Below are 23,467 nucleotides of genomic sequence, written 5' to 3'. Positions count from 1 at the left end.
CCCACGCGTTCCTGATGGCTGGCAAACGTGTCAGGACTGGCAGTATCGTCGATCTGGAGACGGAGATCGGGGCGGCGGATGCGGTGGTCGCGTGCTGCGAGCCGGATGATCTTGCAAAAGGTCCGGCGGTTATCCGCATCGGACTTCTGCCGGAGGGCGCGGAGCCACAGCGGGCGAATGGTTTTACCCTCATGGCAGCATCGGGCATGCTGGATATCGTCGGTGACGATAAGAGGCAGCCCCTGAAGTTGGCCGGATCTCAGCTCGATTATGCGGCGGGCCTTTCCGCCTATACGGCCATGGCCGGACTGCTCGCCGGCGGTCGCGGCGGGAGCGCTTATGTGTCGCTTCTCGATGTCGGCATCTGGCTGAACTGGAAGAGCCTTGTCGTGGCGCATGGCGGCGGGGTGCCGCCATCGCGCAAGGGGCGCAATTCCGAATGGCAGGTGCTGCGTTGCCGCGACGGCTGGATCGCCATGGTTTATCGCGAGGGCGATTGGGCGGCCCTCAAAAGGCTCGTGGACGATCCGCGGCTGGACGAACCGGAACTCGATATCCGCGCCAACAGGCGACGCCGCGGGGCCTTTATTGCCGATATCGTCGAACAGAAATTCCTGACCATGTCGCGGGCCGATATCGTCGATTTCGCCAAGAGGAACCGCGTGCCGCTGGGCCCGGTCCTGACTTTGGAGGAGATCGTCGAGAGCCCGCAATATACCCAGCGGGCGTTTTTCCATTCCGTGGAGACGGCGGATGGTCCCCTCACCATGCCACGCGTGCCGGTGCGCTGGGGCGATCGGGTGTTTCCGCCCGGCCCTGTTCCGGAACAGATCGGAGCGGAACCATGAGGCCGCTTTCGGGTATTCGGGTTCTCGATCTCGGGATCATCACAGCCGGTGCGGCGACGTCCGCGATGCTGGCGGACCTGGGTGCGGAGGTGATCAAGATCGAATCGCCGACCTATCGCGATCCGTTCCGCATCTGGGTGTCGATGCGGCCGGAAGACAGCAGCGAACTTTCTCCGCATTACAAGGCGACCAACCGGCGCAAGCGGGCGCTCGCCATCAACCTGAAGATGGCGGAAGGCAGGGCCTGCTTCCTGCGGCTCGTTCAACGGAGCGACGTCGTGGTCGAGAATTTCCGCCGCGGCGTGCTGGACAAGCTGGGTATCGGATATCGCGCCCTTTCTACCGCCAACCGGGACATCGTTCTGGCCTCGATCTCCAGCCAGGGCGAAACCGGCCCCGATGCGATGGATGTGTCCTATGGCTCGACGCTGGAGAGCGTTGCCGGAATGGCCTGGGTCACGGGTTACGAAGGCGGCGATCCGATGGTCAGTGGTGTCGATCTCAATTATCCGGACCAGGTGGTGGCGATCTTTGCAGCGGGCATGATCTGCACCGCACTTGCCAGCCGCGCCCAAGGCGGCGGGGTGCATCTCGATCTGTCGCAACGGGAACTGACGAGTTTCATGATCGGCGAAAATTTTGCGGCGGCCGATGTTTCGCACCGCGCAGGGAATGCCGATCCGCTCATGGCGTTTCAGGATTGCCTGAAATCGTCAGACGGGAAATGGGTCGCGGTTTCGGTCGGTTTCGATGATCTCGACAGGCTTGCGTCGCTGATCGGTGAAACGACAACCGATCCGGCGGCTTCATTGTCTGTCTGGATCCGGCAGCGCAGCGCGGCGCAGGCCGTGATCGGGCTTCAGCGTGTGGGTATCGCGTCGGCCGTCTCGCTTCGCGGCGAGGAGGTTCTGGCGGCAGAGGCTTGGTCGGATTCGATCGAACGTTCGCCGGACGGGCTGCCACTGAAGGGAACCCCGTTTAATCTGGCCGGTAGCCTGCCGCCGTTTTTTGAGGCGCCAGATTTCGGCGAGCACAGCCTCGCCATCCTGCGCGAAGTCGCGGGTTACACGGAGCCGGAGATTGTCGAACTGCTGCTCAAGGGCGTCGTTGAGGCGCCCAGTGAAAACACACCTGAGCTTGGAGCGAAATCCGCCCAGGCCTGAACTACAACCAGACAGATAGGGAGGCATGCGGATGTCGACGACGGCACAGCTATTCATCGACGGGCACTGGAGCGATGGGGAGGGACGCCAGTTTCTCGACCTGCAGAACCCGGCGACCAACGACAATTTTGCAGCCATTGCGGTGGCGCAGGTGGCGGACCTCGATCGTGCGGCGCAGGCCGCTGCCCGAGCCTTTGAAAGCTGGCGCAATGTGTCTGCCTATGAGCGCGGTCGGCTGATCAAGGCTGCGGGCCGTCTGTTGGCGGAACGCGCCGATGCGATTGCGGAAGTACTGACACGGGAGCAGGGCAAGCCGCTGTCTGAGGCCAAGCTCGAGATTGGAAACTCCGTGGGGCTCCTGGAGTGGTTCGGAGAAGAGGCACGGCGCTCCTATGGCCGCGATATCCCCGGCCGTGCGCCGGGTGTGATCCAGACTGTGCGGAAGGAACCCGTCGGGCCGACGGCAGCGTTCACGCCGTGGAATTTCCCGGTGGCGCAGAGCACGCGAAAGATCGGGGCGGCGCTGGCTGCCGGATGCACGCTCGTGCTCAAGGGGGCCGAGGAGACGCCGCTTTCCGTCGTCGAACTGGTGAAATGTTTCGAGGAGGCCGGCGTTCCGCCCGGTGTCGTCTCGCTGGTGTTCGGCAATCCGGCGCAGATCTCGGCGCATCTCATTCCGCATCCGCTGATCCGTAAGGTCTCCTTCACCGGGTCGACGCCGGTCGGCAAGGCGCTCGCGGCTTTGGCTGGCCAGCATATGAAGCGCGGCACATTCGAACTCGGCGGCCATGCGCCGGTGATCATCTGTGCCGATGCCAATCTCGACCTCACCTTGGAGCGCGTTTCCGGTGCAAAATACCGCAATGCCGGCCAGGTCTGCATTTCGCCGACGCGGTTTCTGATCGAGGAGGATATCTACGACAATTTCGTCGATCGCTTCACCGAAAAGGCGAAAGCGATCACCGTCGGCGACGGCATGGCCGCCGAGACGCGGATGGGCCCGCTCGCCAATCCGCGCCGCATCGAGGCCATGGACCGGCTGGTGGCGGATGCGAATGCCAATGGTGCATCGGTGCAGGCAGGTGGTCGCCGGATCGCCAACAAGGGCAATTTCTTCGAGCCGACGGTACTGAAAGATGTCTCTTCCGACGTCGCGGCGATGAACGAGGAACCGTTCGGGCCGATGGCGCTAATGCAGAGTTTCCGCCGCCTCGACGATGCGATCGCGGAGGCGAACCGGCTCGAATACGGGCTGGCGGCCTACGCCTATACGTCCTCGGCCGAAAAGGCGCGGCGAATTTCCAACGACGTGGAAACGGGAATGCTGTCGATCAACCACCATGGCCTCGGCCTGCCGGAAACGCCGTTCGGCGGCGTGAAGGATTCCGGTTACGGATCCGAAGGCGGGATCGAGGCGGTCGAGGCCTACCAGACGATCAAGTTCGTGTCGCACGCTGCCTTCTGAAGCCGCCGAGCCCACAAGGAAAGCGCCGGATTTGGGTCCGGCGCTTTTTGCTGTCAGGTCGGTTTTTATCAGGCTTCCTGGGTGATGACGTTGCGAAGCGTGCCGATGCGGTCGATCTCTACCTCCACCGTATCCCCCGGCTTCATCCAGACCGGCGGATTGCGCGCCCGGCCGATGCCTTCCGGCGTACCCGTCAAAAGAATATCGCCCGGTTCCAGCTCGGTGAAAACCGAGACGAAGGCGATGATGGTCGCGACGTCGAAGATCATCTTGCCGGTCTGGCTGTGCTGCATGACCTCGCCGTTGAGGCGGGTGGTCAGCGACAGGTCGGCATTTGGGTCCGGAATTTCGTCAGCGGTGACCACCCACGGGCCAAAACCGCCGGTGAAGGGAAAATTCTTGCCGACCAGTGCCGAATATTTCTCCTGAAAATCGCGCAAGGTCGCATCGTTGAAGCAGGCGTAACCGAAGACGTGGGAAAGCGCGGTTTCCTTCGGCACCGCACGGCCCGACTTGCCGATGATGACCGCCAGCTCGCCTTCGAAATCGAGGTTGTCGGAGGCTTTCGGGCGCATGATCGGGCCGCCATGCGGCGTCAGCGATTTGACCGTGCGGGCGAACAGGCCCGGATGTTTGGGCAGTTCCTTGTTACTGCCTTCGGCGACATGATCGACATAGTTGCGGCCGACGCAGAGGATTTTTGGCGGATTGGGGATCGGTACGGTCAGCGCCACCCTGCTCAGAGGCAGCTTTGGCGCGTCGCCGGGAAGAGACAGCCCGGCGCCAAGTCCCTTGCGGATCGCATCGACCATTGTCGGGCAATCGGTCAGGCTTGCGCCGAAATCGGTAATGACATCGCCGTCCACTTGTCCCCAGGACGGTCGACCGTCGACCACGAAGCTTATGAATTTCATGGCCGGCTCACCCTTGCTTCTTGAACGACGGCTTGGAGCGCAGGTCGGCGATCTGCCAGCCTTCTTCCGTGCGTTTGAAGGTTGCCGTGTAGATGCCGATGCTGCTTGGCAGGGCCATCGGGGAGACGCCCTTGTCGTCGGTCGGGCCGACATGGACGAAGGCCGTGGAGTAGAACTTCGCGACCCCCGACGTCTCGTCCTGTAGGTCGATCTGCACGTTCGTCAGGATATGCCGCGTATGCCTGTCGGCACCCCGCTTGTTCATCGCCTCCAGGAACATCTCGCGTCCCTTGATGTCGACGCCGCCGCGACGCCAGAGCCCGTCCGGCGTGAGGATCGATGCCATCATGTCAAACTGGCACTCGTCCAGCCCCGTATAAAAACGGATCAGTTGTTTGTGAATGTCCCGTTCAGCGAACAGAATGTCGATTTTCTCCACCCGCGAGCCTCCTTCTACAGCCGGTTGATGGGCCGCATAAGGCGGTCGTCGGCCGCTTGGGGTCAACGGAATTAAACGCAACCCGCTTTTGCGAATTACTCGTTTGACCTCCTCGTCTTAACTGTGTGGAAAAGGGGAGGTCTGGCGCTGATGCCCAGAAGCAGTCGGCCCGGTCGAGTCGGGTCAGTTTTCGCATGAATGTTCGAGGGAGGTCCAATATGAACGGTGCCGAAAGTTTGATCGAGACGTTGGTGAAAAGTGGTGTCGAGGTCTGTTTTGCCAACCCCGGGACCTCGGAACTGCATCTGGTGGCCGCGCTCGACAGGGTGCCCGGCATGCGCTGCGTGCTCTGCCTGTTCGAGGGCGGTGTCACTGGTGCCGCCGATGGCTATGCCCGCATGAGCGGCAAGCCGGCGGCAACGCTCTTGCATCTCGGCCCCGGCCTCGGAAACGGCCTTGCCAACCTGCACAATGCCAAGCGGGCGCATAGCCCTGTCCTCAATATCGTGGGCGAACACGCGACTTATCATCTGAAATACGATGCGCCGCTGACCTCCGATATTCAGGCGATCTCCAGCGCCATCTCCGCCTCTACGCTGACCGCAACATCCTCGGGGACGCTTGCTGCCGATGGCGCCAAGGCGCTTGCCGCAGCCAAGACCGGCATGGGCCAGGTCTCGACGCTGATCGTGCCCGCTGATGCGGCATGGGGCGAGGGCGGTGTGGTTGCGGCAACGGTCGAGCCGCCACCACGGGCCAAGGTTTCATCCGAACGGATCAAGCAGGCCGCCGCGGCTCTCCTCAAGGGCAATGCGATGATCCTCGCCGGCAACGACGCGACCCACCGCAGGACATTGGTGATGGCTGCGGCGGTCGCGCAGAAAACCGGTGCCCGGATTGCCACAATCGGTCGCAATCCTCGTGTCCAGCGCGGTGTCGGGACCGCCATCGTCGAGCGTCTGCCCAACCCGGCGCGACAGCAGATCAAGGCACTGGCCGATATCCGGCAGATCATTCTGATTGGAGAAGAGGCGCCAGTCGCCTTTTTCGCGCATCCCAACGAACCGAGCGTGACCAGCCATCAGGACTGCGAAATCATCCCACTGGCGAGCGTCCATGACGACATTGAAAACTGCCTAGATATGCTGATGGCGGAAACCGGTGCTTCGCTGGAAACGCTGAAGTTGCAGGACCTGTCTCGGCCGGCCCTGCCGACCGGTGCGCTGACGCCCGATTCGATCGGCGCCGCGCTCGGTGCGCTGCTGCCGGAAAATGCGATCGTCGCCGACGAATCGATCACGGTCGGCCGCAGCCTCTACAAGTTCACGGTCGGCGCGCCGGCGCATGACTGGCTGCATCTGCCCGGCGGCGCGATCGGCATCGGCATTCCGCTGGCGACAGGCGCCGCCGTCGCCTGCCCGAACCGCAAGGTGATCAACCTCCAGGCCGACGGCAGCGGCATGTACACGCTGCAGGCGCTGTGGACTCAGGCGCGCGAAAAACTCAACGTGCTGACGCTGGTCTGGGCCAACCGGTCCTACAAGATCCTGCGCGACGAACTGTCCAATGTCGGTCTTCCCAATCCGGGCCCGACGGCGCTGAGCATGCTCGATATCGGCAATCCGGCGCTCGATTGGGTAAGCCTTGCCAAGGGCATGGGCGTCGAGGGGAGGCAGGTGACCGATATTGAGGGGTTTATCGAGGCGGTGAGGGAAGGGCTCGCCATGAACGGTCCCTACCTCATCGAAGTAGTGCTCTGACCGATATCAAGTGCGGGGGTGCGGTGCGTGCATGATGGATTTGGCGGCCTCTTCCCTGATCCAGCTGGAAAAGCCTAGAACTGCTTCATCCGTTTGCGCGGTGGAGGGATAGACCACGTGGAAAGCCGTGCCGTCGGAATAGGTCTGGGAGAAGGGGGTGACGAACTTGCCGGCGGCAATATCGTCTTCCACCAGCGTCTGCATCGCCATGGCGACGCCAAGTCCGCCGAGGGCCGCTTCATAAGCCAGCGACGAACTTTCGAAAACCACGCTTTGGGCCGAAACATCCCGGTCGATGCCGACCATCTGCAGCCATTTCGGCCAGTCGTCGCGCCGCTGGGTGGAATGCAGCAGCGGCAGGCTCCTGAGATCCTCGATGCGGGAGAGGCCGTGTTGCGCCATGAAGCTGGGGCTGCAGATAGGCACCAGCCGCACATCGAACAGTCTTTCGGCGATTGTGCTCGGGCTGCTGCCCGTCAGACGGATCACCACGTCGAGGTCGAGCATGTCGAGATCGACCGGTGCCTTGCCGACGCTGGCGATGCTGACGCCTTGATCGGGAAACAGTGCATGATAGGAGCCGAGGCGCGGAAGCAGCCAGCGCATCGCAAAGGTCACCGGCGCATAGACCTTCAGCTTGCGCTGTTCCGTGTGGGCGGCGAATGTGCGGGTCGCCTTGTCGATCTGGGCGAAGGCGTCGAACAATTCCTGCGCATAGGCCTGGCTTGCCGCGGTCAGGTTTACCTCGCGGTAGTTGCGGTCGAAAAGCGGGCGACCGAGATGGTCTTCGAGAGACCGGATCTGGCGACTTACGGCGCCGGGCGTGACGAAAAGTTCGTCGGCCGCCTTGGTGAAACTGGAGTGACGCGCCGCGACCTCAAAGGAACGGATCGCGTTCAAAGGCGGAAGCCTCCAAGCCATGTCGATTTTCCTCCCCGTGAGAAATCGTCTCACGATAAATTCACGATTCTCCTTGATCGCTTGGGAAGAGCACTAGCACCGAGTGATAAAAACTCAAGTCAAAATTCAATATGCAAGAAAGTCGCGCAATGCTGTTGATCGCCTCCGACAGGTCTCCCTACGCCCGGAAAGTGCTCGTCGCCGCGCATGAACTGGATCTTCTCAAAGAGATCGAACGGCGAAATGTCGTCGTTTCGATCCGCAATCTGGACCGGGATCAGGGTAACCCGAACCCGTTCGGCCAGATCCCGACGCTTGTGCTGGATGACGGGTCGGCGGTGCATGATTCTCTGGTCATCTGCGAGTACCTGGCCCTGAAGGCAGGTGCTGCCTGGATGTTCGGGCCGCCGCAGTGCCGCATCGAACTCTTGACCCGGCATGCGACGGCCCAGGGCATGCTCGATATACTGCTCAGGCGGCTGTCCGAGCGAAATCGTTCCGGCGGCATGGAGAATGATTTTCTCGTCGCCTATCGCACCAAGCTCGGATGGGGGCTCGATCATCTCGAGGCCAATGGCGGTGGGTGGATGCAGCGGCCGCTGGAGATTGCCCAGATCGCGACGGCTTGCGCGCTCGCCTATATGGATTTCCGCTTTGAAAGCGACGCATGGCGCGACGGCCACCCGGCATTGGCTGCATGGTACGAGTTGGTCGGCGCGCGCGCCTCCATGCGGGATACCGCATTTCAGGACGAGAGGGCAAATCCATGATCCACTTCGCCGAAGTCAACGGCGTGGCGCTGCGGTATTCGCTGTCGGGCGGTGGGAGCCGGCCCCTGGTTCTCGTGCATGAGATGGGGGGAAGCCTGGAGAGCTGGTCGGAGGTCGTCGAGCGATTGTCACCGGATTACCGCATCCTCTCCTACGACATGCGGGGAGCGGGGCTTTCCGAAAAGATCCGCGGCGAGGTGACTATAGACGAGCTTGCATCGGATCTTCTGGCGCTGCTCGATCATGTCGGTTGGGGCAAGAGGCTTTCGATTGCGGGCTGTGCAATCGGGGCTGCGACCGCCATCCGCGCCATCGTCCGCCGGCCAGCCATGTTCGAGGCCTTGGCGGCACTGTCACCCGCCTTGGGTGTCGCGCCGGAAAAGCGCCGGGAGACATTGGCAGCGGCCGAACGATTGCTGGAGCTTGGGGTGCGGGCGGTGAGCGAGAAAAGCTGGGAGAGGTCGTTTCCGCCCGAACTTCGGGATGATGCGGCCCGCGTCAATGCCGTATGGTGCCGGAAGCTGGCTAATGATCCGGAAAGTTTTGCTGCACTTTATCGAATGGTGGCGGGCATGGATGTTGCTCCGGATCTGTCCAAGCTCCGCTGTCCGTCACTGTTCCTGGCCGGAAGTTTCGATCAGACACGGCCACCGGAGATGGTGAAGGCACTGGCCGAAACCGCCTTGAATTCCCGGTTTGCGGTGATCCCCAGCGGGCACGTGATGCAGGCGCTGACCCCTGCGCTGGTGGCGGCTTCCTTGAAGGAGTTCTATTCCTCCAACTCTCTGACGGTTTGACACAGGCATTTTTCTCATTGTTGCTAAATATACTTTTTCTTCAATGGGTTGGCGCAGGCAAGAGCATTGATCTAGTCTGGACGGGGGCGCTGTTTTCGCAAGGCTTTCGACTGAAACTCAACCCGCCACGAAGAATTCGTCGTTTGACGCGTTCGCTACGGTCAAGCAGGTTCTGCCTGCGTGCCCCCGATCAAGCGGCGTCACTGCGGGAGGAATGAATGCCTGTCGGAATTGAGATCAAAGGTCACATCGCGATCGTGACGTTGAACCGTCCTGAAGCCCTGAACTCGATCGATCCGGAAACCAGAAGCGACCTCCGGGACGTGTTCGGCCGCATCGGAACGAACAATGACATCCGCGTCGTTCTTTTGACCGGGACCGGAGAGAAGGCTTTTTGCACCGGCTCCGATCTGAAAAAGACCATGCCGCCCAAGACGAGCTTTGCCCAGCAGGCTTTCGGCGCCGGCACAAAACGCGACACCGAGTCCATTACCAAAGTGCTTGAAATCCCCCAGCCGGTGATCTGCGCCATCAACGGCATCGCCGTGGCCGGCGGGCTCGAACTTGCGATGGCCTGCGACATCCGCATCGCGGTTTCGACCGCGAGCTTCGGCCTGTCTGAAGTGCGGGTCGGCAGCATTCCCGGCGGTGGCGGCACGCAACGCCTGCCGCGTCTGGTAGGACTCACCAATGCCATGCCGCTTTTGCTCGGCGGCGGCCGAATCGACGCGGCGGAGGCGCTGCGCATCGGACTTGTCTCGAAATTGGTGGAGCCGGCGGATTTGATGGAAGAGGCGCTTGCGATCGCCGAAGGCATTGCGGCCAATGCGCCGCTTGCGGTGCGGGCGGTCAAGGCGCTTGTTTATCAGGGCGTCAACCTGCCCTTGTCGGAGGGGCTTGAAATGGAGCGCATCACCTTTGGTATCATGCGCGACACCAAGGATCGGATCGAAGGGCGTCTGGCCTTCGCGGAGAAGCGAAAACCGAATTACGTCGGCGAATAAAACAAGTAACAATTGAAGGAGGAGGACATGATGAGAAGTTTCAAGACCGCGAAACTCGCATTCGGTGCGTTGGGATTGCTGCTATCGGCCGTTCCAGCGTTCGCGGCGGATCAGGCACTGATCGATGCGGCCAACAAGGAAGGCAAGGTCGTCTGGTACACATCGCTGGTGGAGGACCAAGCGGTGCGGCCGATCGCCAAGGCTTTCCAGGCGAAATATCCCAACATCAAGGTCGAGGCCGTAACCGGCAAGGTTGCCGATCTGCTGCTCAAGATCAATGATGAGTTGAAGGTCAACAAGCTGCAGGCCGACGTACATCACGGCGGCGGTACCGTGGCGATGCTGATCGCCGCCGGTCAGGTGGCCGACTACATACCCGAGTCTGCCGCCAAATGGCCCTCCGAGGTCAAGGATGTCAACGGCAAGTGGGTGGCGCAGGTCGTAAGCTTCCTGGTGCCGGCCTACAATACGGAGCTGATCGAAGAGGCCGATGCGCCGAAGACCTACCAGGATTTGCTGAAACCGGAATTTACCGGCAAAATCGCCTGGGCGACACAGATGACCCAGGGCGGACCTCCCGGTTTCATCGGCACAGTGCTTGGCGTGATGGGTGAGGAAAAGGGCAAGGAATACCTGAAGGCGCTGTCCAAGCAGAAGATCATCAACGTGCCGGCCAACCAACGCGTCGTGCTGGACCAGGTGATCGTCGGCGAATATCCGCTGGCGCTGGCGACCTTCAGCCATCACAGCGATATCAGCGCCGCGCAGGGAGCCCCGGTCAAGTGGATTCCGCTTGCGCCGATGGTGACGGCCACCGCCGATCCGATGTTCCTGCTCAAGGCGGCTCCGCATCCGAATGCCGGCAAGCTCCTCATCGATTTTATCGCCTCCGACGAAGGTCAGCAGGTACTGGCAAAGGCCAATTACATTGCGGCCAATCCCGCCCTGCGCGACAAGGCCAATAATCCAAAGGCCTATGCCCTGACGCCAGAAGATGTCGGCGCGCATATCAAGGACTGGATCAAGATCTACGACGAGCTGTTCAAATGACCGATGCCGTTCAAGTCAATCAGGTTCGGCGGGCAGCGCCCCGTCGGACCGGGTCGTGGCGCGGAAGCGGGATTAAGCTGTATCTGCCCGTCGTGGCGCTGACGATCCTGATCGCCGCTTTCGTTTTGCCGCCCGCGGTAATGCTCATTCAGACGAGCCTGACGGACTATACCAATCCTGACGGCGGCTATTCGCTGGAGAATTTCGCTCGGCTGCTCGAAGATCCGGCGCTCTACATCAGCGCTTTCAATTCCGTGCTGTTCGCAGCCGGAGCGACCATCGTGTCGCTCGTGGTCGGAGCCAGCGTCGCCTGGGTCGTCGAACGTACGAATGCGCCCTTCAAGCAACTGGCGCTGGCGACGACCGTCGTTTCGCTCGGTACGCCTGCCATTCTCTATGTCAGTGCCTGGGTGTTCCTGCTCGGCCGCGCCGGCCCCGTCAATGCGACATGGCGGGCGCTGACCGGCTCGAAGGATACGATCGTCAATGTCTACTCGATTCCCGGTATGATGCTGGTCGAGGGCCTGCTCTGGGTTCCGCTGGTTTTCCTGCTCTGTGGCGCGACATTCAAACGGCAGAATGCCGACCTTGAGGAGGCTGCGCGAATGTCGGGCGCTTCCGTGTTCAATACGGTGATGCGGGTATCGCTGCCGCTTGCCAAGCCGGCGTTGCTTGGCCTCTCCATCTTCATTTTCATCCGCAATATCGAAGCGTTCGACGTACCGGTGCTGCTGGGGACCCCGGGCGGCGTCAAGTTGCTCACATCGGACGTCTATCTGGCGATGACACGGGTACCGCCCGATCTCGGACATTCCAGTTCGTTTGCCGTCGTGCTGATCGTGTTCGTCTCGGTGCTGCTTTATTTCTACGGCCGTATTTCGCGCAATGCCGATCGGTACGCCAGCGTGACCGGCAAGGGGTTTCGTCCTCGCCCGTTCGATCTCGGCCGCTATCGCTGGGTCGGCGGAATGGTGATACTCCTGAACTTCCTGATGGTACTGGCCCTGCCGCTGGCCGCCATGTTGTGGAACAGTGTGACGCCTTTCGTTCGGGCCTTCGAAATTCGGGCTCTGAGTTCACTGACGCTCAAGAACTATGCCGTCATCCTCAGCGATCCCTACTATCTCGGCCTTGCCTTCAACACGATCCTCGCCTCCGCGGCGGCGGCGACGGTGGTGGTCGCGGTGACCGCGCTCGGCTCCTGGTTCGCGGTCAGGAAATTTCCCGGTTCGCAGCTGATCGAGCAGTTCGCCAGCATCCCGATCATCTTTCCCGGCATCGTGCTCGGCGTGGCAATGATCCAGTTGGCGCTGCGCACCCCTTTCGGCCTCTACGGCTCGATCTGGCTGATCGTGATCGCCTTCATCATCCGTTACATGCCTTATGGCATGCGTTATGCGCAGCCGGGTGTGATGCAGATCCATCGCGAGCTTGAAGAGGCCGCGGGCATTGCCGGCGCCACCCAGCGCTCGATCTTCCGGCGTGTGGTTTTGCCGCTTCTGTCACCGGCGCTGATTGCCGGCTGGCTGTTCATCTTCCTGCTGGCTGCCAAGGAGCTATCCATCGCGGTTCTGCTCTCCAGCACGAGTTCCAAGACGATTGCCGTTGCCATGTTCAACCAATGGACCAACGGCCAGCCCGGTGAAGTCGCAGCGCTCGGCATCCTATGGACGATCCTCATGTCGCTCTGCGCCACCGTGATGATCGTGCTCACACGAAAAGACTCTAAATCGGAAGGTGCGTTGTGACCTCAATCAACAGTATGACCTTGGAGGTCTCGAACCTCACCAAGACCTATTGGACGAGCAACTCCCGGTTTCCCGGAGGCGGAATCCAGCCGATCAGTTTCTCGTTGAAGGCCGGTACGTTCTTTACACTTCTCGGCCCGTCCGGCTGCGGCAAGACCACGACGTTGCGCTGCATCGCCGGGCTGGAAATCCCGGATGACGGTCGACTTTCGCTCGGGCCGACGACGTTTTTCGACGGTGCGAGCAATTCGAACCTGCCGCTCAACCAGCGCAACATCGGCATGGTCTTCCAGTCCTATGCGATCTGGCCGCATATGACCGTGTTCGAGAACGTCGCCTTTCCGCTGCGGGTACGGTCGCAGCTGAAGCTGAGCGCAGCGAAAATCACGGAAATGGTGCGCGAAGCGCTTAATACTGTCGGGCTTTCCGGCTACGAAAACCGGTCGGCAACCCAACTTTCCGGCGGCCAGCAGCAGCGCGTGGCGCTGGCGCGCGCCATCGTCCGCCAGCCGGGCCTGCTTCTGCTCGACGAGCCGCTGTCCAACCTGGATGCACTGCTGCGCGACGAGATGCGCAACGAATTGAAGCGTCTGCAGAAGCAGATCGGCATCACCACGGTCTATGTGACGCACGACCAGCACGAGGCGCTGGAAATGTCGGATATCATCGCGGTGATCAATGCCGGGATGCTGGAGCAGATGGGGCCGCCGCGGGAGATCTACAACCGGCCGCGCAACGCCTTCGTCGCCGGCTTCATGGGCGCGACCAACCTGCTTCCGGCAAAACTTGGCGAGTCAGCCGGGACTGGCGACTACCGCACCATCACTCTCGACAGCGGCGAGGTGATCAAGGCATGTTTCCCCTATCCGATCGCAGCGAACAGCAAGATCGCGGTGTCGATCCGGCCCGAATCGGTGAGCCTTGCCGCTCCCGGCACTGCGGTCCCGGAGGGGTATAATGCGCTTGAGGGCTCGGTGTTATCCTCCGGCTTCCTGGGAAATATTGTGCGTTACACGATCCAACTCTGCAGCAATCGTATCCAGGTGCATCAGCCGGCCGATATCCATTTTAATGACGGCGATCGGATCGCGGTGCATTTCAGCCCGGAAAAGTCTCTGGGCCTCAGCGATGAAAGGCGTACCGCATGATCGACAAGCGTGTCGCATCGCTGGCGCAAGCGCTGGAAGGCATTGCTGATGGTTCAACGGTGATGATCGGCGGCTTCGGTGCCGTTGGTCAGCCGGATGCCCTTGTCGACGCCCTGGCGGAACTTGGCATCAAGGGCCTGACCATCGTTGCCAACAATGCCGGCTGGAGCGCCGAGACCGGCATTCCTCGACTAATGGATCTCGGCCTCGTACGAAAGATCATCTGCTCCTTTCCCAAGGGCTCGACGGTGTTCCGCGAACTTTACCTCGCTGGCAAGATTGAACTCGAACTGGTGCCGCAGGGGACGCTGGCGGAGCGCATTCGATGCGGAGGCGCAGGCGTGCCCGCCTTTTATACACCGACTTCGGTCGGCACGCCGCTGGCTGACGGCAAGGAGCATCGCGATTTCGACGGCCGCACCTACGTGATGGAGCGTGCTCTGCGTGCAGACGTGGCGCTCATCGAAGCCTGGAAGGCGGACCGTTGGGGCAATCTTTCCTACCGGGGCTCCGGCCGAAACTTCAACCCGATCATGGCCATGGCCGCGACGCTGACAATCGCCCAGGCGAACGAGGTGAGCACCGATCCGATCGATCCGGAAGCGGTGGTCACTCCCGGCATCTTCATCAACCGGGTGGTGCAGGTTGAAAGCCGCGTGGAAGCCCTGCTTGCCGCGCAAAGGCAGGCGTGAGGGGCATGACCATGAACCAATCCGTGAACAAGACGACCGCAAGCCAGCCGGAAGCCGGCAAAGTGGACCGCGATGCCGTCGCCCGCCGCCTGGCGCGCGATGTCGAGGAGGGCTGGTACGTCAATCTCGGCGTCGGCATGCCCACCAAGGTGGCCGACATGATCGATGGCGACAAGGAAGTGGTGTTCCACTCGGAAAACGGCATTCTCGGCATGGGGCCGGGACCGGCGCCGGACGCGATCGACCCTTGGCTGGTCAATGCCGGCAAGAAAGCGGTGACGCTTCTTCCCGGTTCGTCGTTGTTCCATCATGGCGACAGTTTTGCGATGATCCGCGGTGGCCATATCGATCTCTGCGTGCTCGGCGCCTTCGAAGTCGCACAGAACGGCGACCTTGCGAACTGGACCACCAGTTCGGACGAGCTTCTGCCGGCGGTCGGCGGCGCGATGGATCTTGCTGTCGGTGCGAAGCGCGTCTGGGTGCTGATGCAACATACAGCCCGCGAGGGAGAACCGAAGCTCGTCGAAAAATGCAAATACCCGCTCACCGCACCGGGCGCCGTCGACCGGGTTTATACAGAACTCGGCGTATTCGAAATCATTGACGGCCGGTTCAGCATCATCGAACTTGCGAATGGCGTCTCGTTCGAACAGGTGCAGGCGCTGACCGGCGCACCTCTCCACGGGAACTGATCCATCATGCAGGCCAACCATTCGATCCGAGCCATCCTCGAAGGTGGCACATGTGTCAAACCCGCATCCGTCTTCGATCCGATGACCGCGCGAATGGCGGCGGATGCGGGTTTCGAGCTTGCCGTGCTCGGCGGATCCGTGGCCGGATTGGCGGTTCTCGGCGCTCCGGACCACGCGCTTTTGACACTCGACGAGCTTGCGGGCCTTTGCCGGCGGATATGCCGCCGTTCGCCGCTACCGCTTCTGGTCGATGCAGACCATGGTTACGGCAATGCCCTGAACGTCATGCGCTGCATCGAGGAACTGGAGACGGCGGGTGTTTCGGCGATATCGCTGGAGGACACCGTTCTGCCTTATCCGTTCGGGCACCAGGAGCCGCAATTGCTCTCCGTTGCCGAGGCGAAGGGTAAGGTCGCCGCAGCCCTTTCCGCCCGCCGCAATCCCGATTTCGTGATCTTCGGCCGAACGATAGTGCGGCCAGGCTTTTCGGCAGACCTGCTCGAGCGGACGCGTGCCTTCGCCGACGCCGGTGTCGATGGCATTTTCCTGACCGGTGCGCGGCGGGTTTCCGATGTCACGGCGGTGCGCGAGGCGACTGGCCTGCCGATCGTGCTCGGCGCGGCAAGGGGCGAACTGGCCGAGGTCGACGACCTTGGTATGCTCGGCGTCCGCATCTGCCTGACCGGCCATGGTGCGCTGCCGGCTGCCCTTGCGGCGGTGTGGGAATTCTATCGCAAGGATAGAGGTTCGGGACCTTTGAGCCCGTCGCCCGCCGATCTGATGGATCGCTACAGCGAGTCCAGGCGTTACGACGACCTCATCGACACCTATCTGAAATAGGTCCCCGGTTCGGGGGAGTAAGGCTATCTCCGTGCCGGTGTTGCGCGGTGGCGCGTTTGTTTTTGCTTACATTTTTTGGCGCTGGCGTTTGAGCGGAGTGCATCAGGCAGGCGATTTTTCGTCGTTTGACCTTCACAGTCCCATCGAAGACAGTTCGCCCAACATGCTTGCAATGCGCATCAGGGAGGCTGAAAGCGTCGTGACCCCAGGACTTTCTAAAGTGGCAGCGGTGGTTGGTGTCGGCCACACGGATTGGCGCCAGGACTATGCTGCAGTTCGCGAAGGCAAGGTCAAATACGACTCGATCGGGCTCGGCTCGCTTGCCTTCGTCCGCGCGCTTGAGGACGCGGGCCTCACCCGTGACGATGTCGATGGCCTGATCGTCGGACCGACCACGCCTTATGAACGAATGGGGGAGGTTCTCGGTATTGATGCCAAATGGGGCGGCCAGGCGGATGCCATGCTCGGCGTCATCCAGGCCTGCATGGCCATCAAATCTGGTTTGGCGGAAGTGGTGGCGCTGGTCTACGGCAACAACCAGCGTTCCGGCAAGGTCAACTATGGCGGCAGCAATGCGGCCGGCGGGGCTTCCTTCCTCTCCTATGTCTACCACGCGCCATGGGGCTTTACCTCGCAAGGGGCGCTTTATGCGATGATGTTCCGGCGTTACATGGAAGAGACGGGCCTGACATCGGCGGAACTCGGCGAAGTGGCGGTGGCCCAGCGGATCGGCGCCAGCCTCAACCCCAATGCCCTGATGCAGCAGCGTATCACCGTCGAAGACTATCTTGCCTCGGAATTCATTTGCGAGCCGCTGCATATCTTCGACTATTGCCTCATCAACGACGGTGGCGTGGCGCTGATCATCACCTCCGCCGAACGGGCCAGGAAGGCTGCCAACCCGGTGATGATCCACGGCGTCGGCCGCTACGATCTCAATACCGGCGCGACGAGCCTCGAGCCGCGCCTGACCGAATATTACCTGCCGGCACAGCAGAAAGTGGCCGAGCAGGTGTTCAATATGGCCGGCGTCGGCCCGAAGGACATGGACACGCTGCAGGTCTATGACAGTTTTTCCTGCCATATCCCGCTGGCGCTCGAAGGTTACGGGTATTGCCCAGCGGGCGGCGCCGGCAAGTTCCTGCGCGAGGAGGGTGTGGCGCTCGGCCGGCGGTTGCCGGTCAACACCAGCGGCGGCCATCTGTCGGAAAGCTACATGCAGGGATGGGCGCATCAAGTCGAGGCGGTGCGGCAGGTGAGGGGCATTTGCGGCGAGCGGCAGGTGCCGGATTGCCGGTTCGTGCACTACAGTTCCGATGTTGCCGGCAAGGCCGTGTCGATCATTTACGGGAGATAATCGTGGGCAAGACGCAACCGATCAAGAGCATCGACGACGTTCGCATGTGGGAGAGCATCGAGCGGGAGCAACTGGAGCTGATGGCCTGCTGCAACTGCCACAAGTTCCGTTATCCGCCGGCGCCTATCTGCGCCGAATGCCTCTGCATGGAGACCGAATGGAAGCCCGTTTCCGGCAAGGGAAAAGTGGTGTCCTGGGTTGTGTTTCATCGCAAATATTTCGATGATTTCCCGCCCCCCTACAATGCCATGACGGTGCGTCTGGAGGAGGGACCGCTGATCGTGACCAACCTGACCGGGCCGGAACCGGAAGGCAGCTGGATTGGCCGAGAGGTGAAATTGGAATACGTCGTGCATGACGGACGAAAGCAGCATGCCGCGAGGATCGTCGACTAAGGTTTTGGAATTGCGAGTGGCGAGCGTGTTTGCCTCGCCCAGGGGGAAACGGAATGTTCGAACAGGAAGTCTTGATCAGCACCAATCACGGGAAAATGCCGGCCTTCGTCGTCTGCCCGGACAAGGACGGGCAGTGGCCCATCGTGATCTTCTACATGGACGCGCCGGGCGTTCGCCAGGAATTGTGGAACATGGCGCGCAAGATCGCCAAGCAGGGTTATTTCGTCGTTCTGCCCGACCTCTATTACCGTATCGGCACCATACGGTTCGACCTGCCGCGGCGTGAGGAGACGATGTCTCAGGTGGTGCGCGCCTGCGTCAACCACGCGATGAACCGTGCGCAGATCATCGACGACACCGGGGCCGTCATCAGCTTCGCGGACGGCCAGCCGCAGGCCAAGGACGGCCCGATCGGCATTGTTGGTTATTGCATGGGCGGACCGTTCATCACCTGGGCAGCGGAACATTATTCGGATCGTATCAAGAGCGCCGCGTCGCTTTACGGCGTTCGCATGGTCAACGAACTGGAGCAGTCGCCACATAATTACATCGGCAAGGTCAAGGGCGAGCTCTATTATGGCTTTGCGGAGCACGACAATGCCGCGCCGCCGGACGTGATCGCGCAACTGGTCAAGGTCATGGAAGAGGCTGGTGTCAAGCATCGCGTCGAAACGCTGCCGGGAACCAAACACGGCTTCTGCTTCCCCGAAAGAGGTGCCTACGTGCCGGGGGCGGCCGAACATGTCTGGAAGGTTCTGTTCGATCTGTGGGGCCGTACACTGAAATAGCGGCGGCATGATCGGGAAAGGCTTTTCGATGGGAGCGAGCGTTGATTTATGATTTCTGCGTTATCGGCGGCGGCATCGTCGGGCTGGCGACGGCGCGTGAACTGCTCGCTCTTCGACCCGACGCCAGGCTTTTGCTGGTTGAGAAGGAAGATGCGGTCGGCCTGCACCAGACCGGCCACAATAGCGGTGTCATCCATGCGGGCATTTATTATCCACCGGGCAGCCTGAAGGCGAAGCTGTGCGTCGAAGGCGCCCGCGCCACCAAGGATTTCTGCGACGAACATGGCATTCATTACAATACCTGCGGCAAGCTGATCGTCGCGACCAACGATGTCGAGATGGCGCGTGCCGATGCGCTCCATGAACGGGCGGCGTCGAACGGGTTGAGCCTGCGCAAGGTTTCTGGTGGCGAGCTGAAGGAGCTGGAGCCGAATATTGCCGGCATCGGTGCTCTTCTCAGCCCGCAGACGGCAATCGTGGACTACAAGCAGATCTGCCACAAGATGCTGGCGCTGCTGCAGGCCGCGGGCGTTGCAGTCAGTTTCGGCAAGACGGTGTCGGGCATCAAGGAGAGCGGCGATCGCGTGCAGGTCTTTGCTGGCGACGACGTATGGCAAGCGCGGCAGGTCATTTGCTGCGCAGGGCTCCAATCCGACAGGCTTGCGAGGATGGCGGGGGCGGATATCTCCTTCCGCATCGTGCCATTCCGCGGCGAATATTTCAAATTGCCGCGGCGGCTGAACGATATCGTTGCCCACCTCATCTATCCGGTGCCTGATCCGGACCTGCCCTTCCTCGGCATTCACCTGACAAGAATGATCGATGGCTCGGTGACGCTTGGCCCGAATGCGGTGCTCGGTCTCTCCCGCGAGGGATATGAGAAGTTCGCGTTCAACGCGCGGGACGCATTTGGCATGTTTGCGTTTGCAGGCTTCTGGAAGCTTGTCGCCAAACATCGCGCCAATGCTATGCACGAGGTGGCCAACTCGATCTCGAAAGCGGGCTATCTCGAAGAGTGCCGCAAATATTGCCCAGGCCTGGAACTGGCCGATCTGACGCACTATCCGGCAGGTATCCGGGCGCAAGCGGTGACGAAGTCAGGGGTTGCGGTCAGCGATTTCCTGTTCGCGGAAACGAAGCGCACCTTGCATGTCGGGAATGCGCCGTCGCCGGCAGCGACCTCGGCCATTCCGATCGGCCGGATGGTTGCCTCGAAATGCACCGAGCGGGTGTACTGAAAATTCTATCGATTGCGGAGCTGCAATTCTCATGATTGATCAGACGCACCTGTCTGCACTTCAGACCATTCTGGGTGAAGCGAACGTCGTAACGGACGCTGCGACCATGGTCGCCTATCAAACAGGTGCGCGCTATGACGAGGGTCTTGCTGCGGTCGTTCTGCGTCCGCGCACGACAGAAGACGTCTCGGCTACAGTCGCCTATTGCATGAAGAACGGTCTTCATATCGTCCCACAATCCGGCAATACGGGCCTTGTGTCGGGTTCGACGCCGGATGGAAGCGGATCGCAGATCGTGCTCAGCCTTGACCGGCTGACAGCACGCTTTGACCTCGATCTCGACAACCGGACGTTAACTCTGAGCGGTGGATTTACACTGTCCGAAATCAACCGGCGGCTTGAGCGGCATGGTATGTTTTTCCCCATTGATCTTGCCGGTGATCCACGCATTGCGGGCATGGCGGCGACCAATACCGGCGGGTCGCGCTATATCAAGTATGGCGATGTGCGCAGAAACGTCCTAGGCATCACTGTCGTGCTGGCGGATGCGAGCGGCATCGTCCTCAAGCTTGGGTCCGACCTGCGCAAGAACAACACCGGCATAGACTGGAAGCATGTCTTCATCGGCAGTTGCGGCGCCTTTGGTATCATTACCGAGTGCACGATCAACCTCGAATACCTGCCGCGCCAGACGGCCACCGCGTACCTGGTCCCTGCTTCCGGCCAAAGCGTGATGCCTTTGCTGCGCGTGATGGAGCGAAAGTTCGGCGCCTACCTCTCTGCTTTCGAGGGGATGTCGGGCAATGCGATTGCGGCGGGCCTCAGCCATGTCCCGTCGTTGCGCAATCCGTTTCAGGGAGGGCAGGTCCCGCAATACGTCATCCTTCTTGAAATCAGCCGCAGTTGGGATGTGCGGGTCGGCGAGCAGTCTCTGGAGGCCGTCGTGGAAGAGGTTCTATCCGAGGTGTGGGAAAGCCGACCTGAGCTGATGGCGGATGCAGTCGTTGGACCGACCGAGCAGATGTGGGCGATGCGGCATGCGCTTTCCGACAGCCTCAGGCATGTCGGCAAACTGATCGCTTTCGATCTGTCGTTCAAGCGGCAGGAGACGTTGACGTTTTGTGACTACATGCGTCGGGAAATGCCGCATAAATTCGCCGATGTCAGGATTTGCGACTTCGGGCATGTCGGGGATGGTGGGGTGCATTTCAACCTTGTCGTCCCCATGCAGAGCAAGCTGCTGGAAAAGCCGGATTTCGAGGTTTGTCTTCGAGATTGGGTGTTCCAAGTCGCGGTCGAGACATTTGGCGGCAGTTTCAGTGCCGAGCATGGAATAGGGCGCAAGAACCAGGCGTTTTATGACCGGTTCACGGATGCGGCGATCAAGGATCTGGCAGGAAATCTGAAATCAGCACTCCGTCTCGGGGATATGGGAGCAGCGCGGTTCGAAGGTGCCGCTAGCTGACATCCAAAGCCGTGGCATGATCGCTGCCACCTCTTCGCAACTGGCAAGCCAACTTTTCAGCAGGTAGCGCCAAATCGGCGATGAGGCGGACCCGACATCTATCGAGCAAAGGCATCCTCAACTGCGCGACGTGCGTCAATCGCAAGCGTGCGGTGAGTATTAGTGCTTTGACTTCCCACTATGCGCTCATGACTATGACAGCGCGGTGATGCGGAAAGCCGGTGAGGCTGGAGTTTTTGGTCGCCGCCAGATTGCCTTTGGGAGGAGGACCATCATGACATTCGAGAAAAAGCACAGCTTGAATCGCCGTCGATTTCTGACGACTGCGGGTGCGGTGGCCGGAGGTTTAATGTCCGCGCCATCGCTGAGCACGGCATCTGCTGCAGAAACATGCCCGGCCGCAAAAGGCGCTCATGCAATCAATATCGTCCCCATGCCCGCAGCCGTGCCATCCCGCGAAGGCGTTGCCAAGCTCTCCGAGGTTGGGCTGTGGTATACCGACAGCGGTGGCGACGGTGATGCCGTGGTCTTCCTCCACCCTGCAACGACGTCGGGTAAAGTGTGGGGGTACCAGCAACCTGTGTTTGCCGCTGCGGGCTATCGTTTCATTGGTTATTCGCGCCGCAGCTATGCGGGCTCTGACGCAGGTCCGTCCGATTCTACGTCGAGCGACGCCGACGATCTTCTGCAACTGATGGACAGCTTGGGCATCAAGATTTTTCACGGCGTCGGCGTCGCAGCCGGCGGTATCCGCCTGATTGATTTTGCTCTCTCGTATCCGGATAGATTGAAGTCAATGGTCATCGCATGCACCACCGGCGGCGTAAGCGACCCAGGCTATGAGGCCGTCAGCCAGACGTTGCTTCCGAAAGGTTTTGCCGATCTGCCACCGGCATTTCGCGAACTGTCCGGCTCATACCGGGTAGGAAATCCTGAAGGGACCAAAGCCTGGGAAGCGCAGGTTGCAAACGCTATCCCCGGAAAGCGGTCCCGGCTGAATGAAAAGAACGTGATTACCTGGGAAGGCATCAGCCGGATCGACAAGCCGATCATGCTGCTCACAGGGGATGCAGACCTTTATATGCCGCCGGCGGTACTGGATATGTTCGCAGCAAAACTTCCAAAGGCGGAGAAGCATGTAATCGGCATCGTCAACTTAACGGATCGTGGAACTCGATGTGCGATGACAGGGTATGATAGACTCTGATCTCTATATCGCCGCCATCGCTTTCCCGCTGAAATCATTGCCCACGCCGTGTGGCTCTATTTCCGGTTCCCTCTCAGCCTGCGAATGGTCGAGGACTTGCTGGCTGCGCGCGGCATCATCGTCTCGCATCAAACGGTCCGGCTTTGGGCGGAGAAATTCGGGCGTGCCTTCGCCAACGAGATCCGCCGCCGCTCATCCGGTCGGCTCGGCGACAAGTGGCATCTCGATGAGGCCGTCGTTTCGATCCGTGGCAAGAAACACTGGCTCTGGCGCGCCGTTGATCAGGATGGGTTTGTTCTGGAGGTGCTGGTTCAAAGTCGTCGCAATGCAAAGGCTGCCAAGCGCCTGATGCGCAAGCTGTTGAAGAGCCAGGGGTGCGTGCCGCGAGTGATGATCACCGACAAGCTCCGGTCCTACGACGCTGCAAAGCGAGAGATCATGCCGGGTGTCGAACATCGCTCACACAAGGGCTTGAACAATCGGACGGAGAACTCCCATCAGCCGATCCGGCGACGAGAACGGATTATGAAACGCTTCAAGTCACAGCGACATCTACAACGCTTCGTCTCCATCCATGACCCGATTGCCAACCTGTTCCACATCCCCCGACACGACATCTCCTCCGGCCATCATCGCGAATTGCGTTCAGCGGCGATGAACCTGTGGGCGAACATCGCCCGGGCATGACCGACAAACTCGGCCGGCGTCATGATCTGTCCTCGTTGCCGTTAAGTTTACGATGCCACGCGTAGACCTTACGGGAATGTAGCGTGCGGGCGTGAAGAGC

22 protein-coding genes and 1 pseudogene are annotated in these 23,467 nt (G+C 60.9%); 20 read left to right on the top strand and 3 right to left on the bottom strand.

The features are described 5' to 3' along the window. The first annotated feature begins 14 nt into the window (after positions 1 to 14). From PMI07_RS16215 to PMI07_RS16205, 3 genes are read left to right on the top strand one after another with little or no spacing between them, the layout of a single operon-like run. A complete protein-coding gene (locus tag PMI07_RS16215) occupies positions 15 to 848 on the top strand; it encodes a CoA transferase (protein ID WP_037087185.1) in 834 nt (277 codons plus the stop codon). Beyond that, complete coding sequence (locus PMI07_RS33665) at positions 845 to 2,011, top strand: CaiB/BaiF CoA-transferase family protein (protein WP_007768561.1); 1,167 nt, start codon at positions 845 to 847, stop codon at positions 2,009 to 2,011. Before PMI07_RS16215 ends, PMI07_RS33665 begins: the two co-directional genes overlap by 4 nt. Before the next feature lie 31 nt (positions 2,012 to 2,042). After that, positions 2,043 to 3,476, top strand: coding sequence for an NAD-dependent succinate-semialdehyde dehydrogenase (locus PMI07_RS16205; RefSeq protein ID WP_007768563.1), 1,434 nt, complete (start codon positions 2,043 to 2,045; stop codon positions 3,474 to 3,476). A 68-nt stretch (positions 3,477 to 3,544) separates the two neighbouring features. Here the strand turns inward: PMI07_RS16205 and PMI07_RS16200 are convergent, their stop codons facing one another. Together PMI07_RS16200 and PMI07_RS33660 are read right to left on the bottom strand one after the other, a co-directional pair. Next, the gene (locus PMI07_RS16200) at positions 3,545 to 4,390 is read right to left on the bottom strand and encodes a fumarylacetoacetate hydrolase family protein (protein ID WP_007768565.1); all 846 of its coding nucleotides are present in this window, start codon (positions 4,388 to 4,390) and stop codon (positions 3,545 to 3,547) included. 7 nt (positions 4,391 to 4,397) lie between these two features. Continuing rightward, the gene (locus PMI07_RS33660; protein ID WP_007768572.1) at positions 4,398 to 4,829 is read right to left on the bottom strand and encodes a nuclear transport factor 2 family protein; all 432 of its coding nucleotides are present in this window, start codon (positions 4,827 to 4,829) and stop codon (positions 4,398 to 4,400) included. Positions 4,830 to 5,047: 218 nt separating this feature from the next. Here PMI07_RS33660 and PMI07_RS16190 point away from each other — a divergent pair, with 218 nt between their 5' ends. Continuing rightward, positions 5,048 to 6,589: an acetolactate synthase large subunit gene (locus PMI07_RS16190; protein WP_007768574.1), complete on the top strand. Its 1,542-nt coding sequence runs from the start codon at positions 5,048 to 5,050 to the stop codon at positions 6,587 to 6,589. 6 nt (positions 6,590 to 6,595) lie between these two features. On the opposite strand, the gene gcvA is transcribed toward PMI07_RS16190, so the two are convergent. After that, entirely contained in the window at positions 6,596 to 7,510 is a 915-nt protein-coding gene (gene gcvA, locus PMI07_RS16185) for a transcriptional regulator GcvA (protein ID WP_007768577.1), read from the bottom strand. A 128-nt stretch (positions 7,511 to 7,638) separates the two neighbouring features. On the opposite strand from gcvA, the gene PMI07_RS16180 reads away from it, so the two are divergent. From PMI07_RS16180 to PMI07_RS34960, 16 genes and pseudogenes are all read left to right on the top strand, one after another. Then, the gene (locus PMI07_RS16180; protein WP_007768580.1) at positions 7,639 to 8,259 is read left to right on the top strand and encodes a glutathione S-transferase N-terminal domain-containing protein; all 621 of its coding nucleotides are present in this window, start codon (positions 7,639 to 7,641) and stop codon (positions 8,257 to 8,259) included. Further along, positions 8,256 to 9,056: an alpha/beta hydrolase gene (locus PMI07_RS16175; protein ID WP_007768583.1), complete on the top strand. Its 801-nt coding sequence runs from the start codon at positions 8,256 to 8,258 to the stop codon at positions 9,054 to 9,056. Before PMI07_RS16180 ends, PMI07_RS16175 begins: the two co-directional genes overlap by 4 nt. Positions 9,057 to 9,274: 218 nt before the next feature. Continuing rightward, positions 9,275 to 10,060, top strand: a complete 786-nt coding sequence (locus tag PMI07_RS16170) for an enoyl-CoA hydratase-related protein (RefSeq protein ID WP_007768586.1) — start codon at positions 9,275 to 9,277, stop codon at positions 10,058 to 10,060. A gap of 27 nt (positions 10,061 to 10,087) precedes the next feature. Beyond that, positions 10,088 to 11,110, top strand: coding sequence for an extracellular solute-binding protein (locus tag PMI07_RS16165; protein ID WP_007768589.1), 1,023 nt, complete (start codon positions 10,088 to 10,090; stop codon positions 11,108 to 11,110). Further along, a complete protein-coding gene (locus PMI07_RS16160) occupies positions 11,107 to 12,858 on the top strand; it encodes an iron ABC transporter permease (protein ID WP_007768591.1) in 1,752 nt (583 codons plus the stop codon). The genes PMI07_RS16165 and PMI07_RS16160 overlap by 4 nt, the downstream gene beginning before the upstream one ends. After that, positions 12,855 to 14,006, top strand: a complete 1,152-nt coding sequence (locus PMI07_RS16155; protein WP_007768593.1) for an ABC transporter ATP-binding protein — start codon at positions 12,855 to 12,857, stop codon at positions 14,004 to 14,006. Before PMI07_RS16160 ends, PMI07_RS16155 begins: the two co-directional genes overlap by 4 nt. Then, positions 14,006 to 14,698: a 3-oxoacid CoA-transferase subunit A gene (locus PMI07_RS16150; RefSeq protein ID WP_197032535.1), complete on the top strand. Its 693-nt coding sequence runs from the start codon at positions 14,006 to 14,008 to the stop codon at positions 14,696 to 14,698. Before PMI07_RS16155 ends, PMI07_RS16150 begins: the two co-directional genes overlap by 1 nt. A gap of 11 nt (positions 14,699 to 14,709) precedes the next feature. Further along, positions 14,710 to 15,390, top strand: a complete 681-nt coding sequence (locus tag PMI07_RS16145) for a 3-oxoacid CoA-transferase subunit B (protein ID WP_007768597.1) — start codon at positions 14,710 to 14,712, stop codon at positions 15,388 to 15,390. Between the two features lie 6 nt (positions 15,391 to 15,396). Beyond that, positions 15,397 to 16,230: an isocitrate lyase/PEP mutase family protein gene (locus PMI07_RS16140; protein ID WP_007768600.1), complete on the top strand. Its 834-nt coding sequence runs from the start codon at positions 15,397 to 15,399 to the stop codon at positions 16,228 to 16,230. 220 nt (positions 16,231 to 16,450) lie between these two features. Beyond that, positions 16,451 to 17,587, top strand: coding sequence for a thiolase family protein (locus PMI07_RS16135; RefSeq protein ID WP_197032528.1), 1,137 nt, complete (start codon positions 16,451 to 16,453; stop codon positions 17,585 to 17,587). Between the two features lie 2 nt (positions 17,588 to 17,589). Beyond that, entirely contained in the window at positions 17,590 to 17,982 is a 393-nt protein-coding gene (locus tag PMI07_RS16130) for an OB-fold domain-containing protein (RefSeq protein ID WP_007768604.1), read from the top strand. Between the two features lie 53 nt (positions 17,983 to 18,035). Beyond that, complete coding sequence (locus tag PMI07_RS16125; protein WP_007768608.1) at positions 18,036 to 18,770, top strand: dienelactone hydrolase family protein; 735 nt, start codon at positions 18,036 to 18,038, stop codon at positions 18,768 to 18,770. A 41-nt stretch (positions 18,771 to 18,811) separates the two neighbouring features. Continuing rightward, positions 18,812 to 20,008 (top strand): L-2-hydroxyglutarate oxidase, encoded by a 1,197-nt coding sequence (gene lhgO, locus PMI07_RS16120; protein ID WP_007768615.1) that lies wholly within the window; start codon positions 18,812 to 18,814, stop codon positions 20,006 to 20,008. Between the two features lie 31 nt (positions 20,009 to 20,039). Next, positions 20,040 to 21,473 carry an FAD-binding oxidoreductase gene (locus tag PMI07_RS16115; protein WP_007768617.1) on the top strand — a complete coding sequence of 478 codons (1,434 nt, stop codon included), beginning with the start codon at positions 20,040 to 20,042 and terminating at the stop codon, positions 21,471 to 21,473. 274 nt (positions 21,474 to 21,747) lie between these two features. Then, entirely contained in the window at positions 21,748 to 22,680 is a 933-nt protein-coding gene (locus PMI07_RS34965; protein WP_007768621.1) for an alpha/beta hydrolase, read from the top strand. A gap of 3 nt (positions 22,681 to 22,683) precedes the next feature. Beyond that, positions 22,684 to 23,367: pseudogene (locus tag PMI07_RS34960) on the top strand (IS6 family transposase); the annotation flags it as partial. Positions 23,368 to 23,467: the final 100 nt, after the last annotated feature.

Source organism: Rhizobium sp. CF080, assembly GCF_000282095.2.
Lineage (GTDB): Bacteria > Pseudomonadota > Alphaproteobacteria > Rhizobiales > Rhizobiaceae > Neorhizobium.
This window is presented reverse-complemented; position numbering and strand designations above follow the sequence as displayed.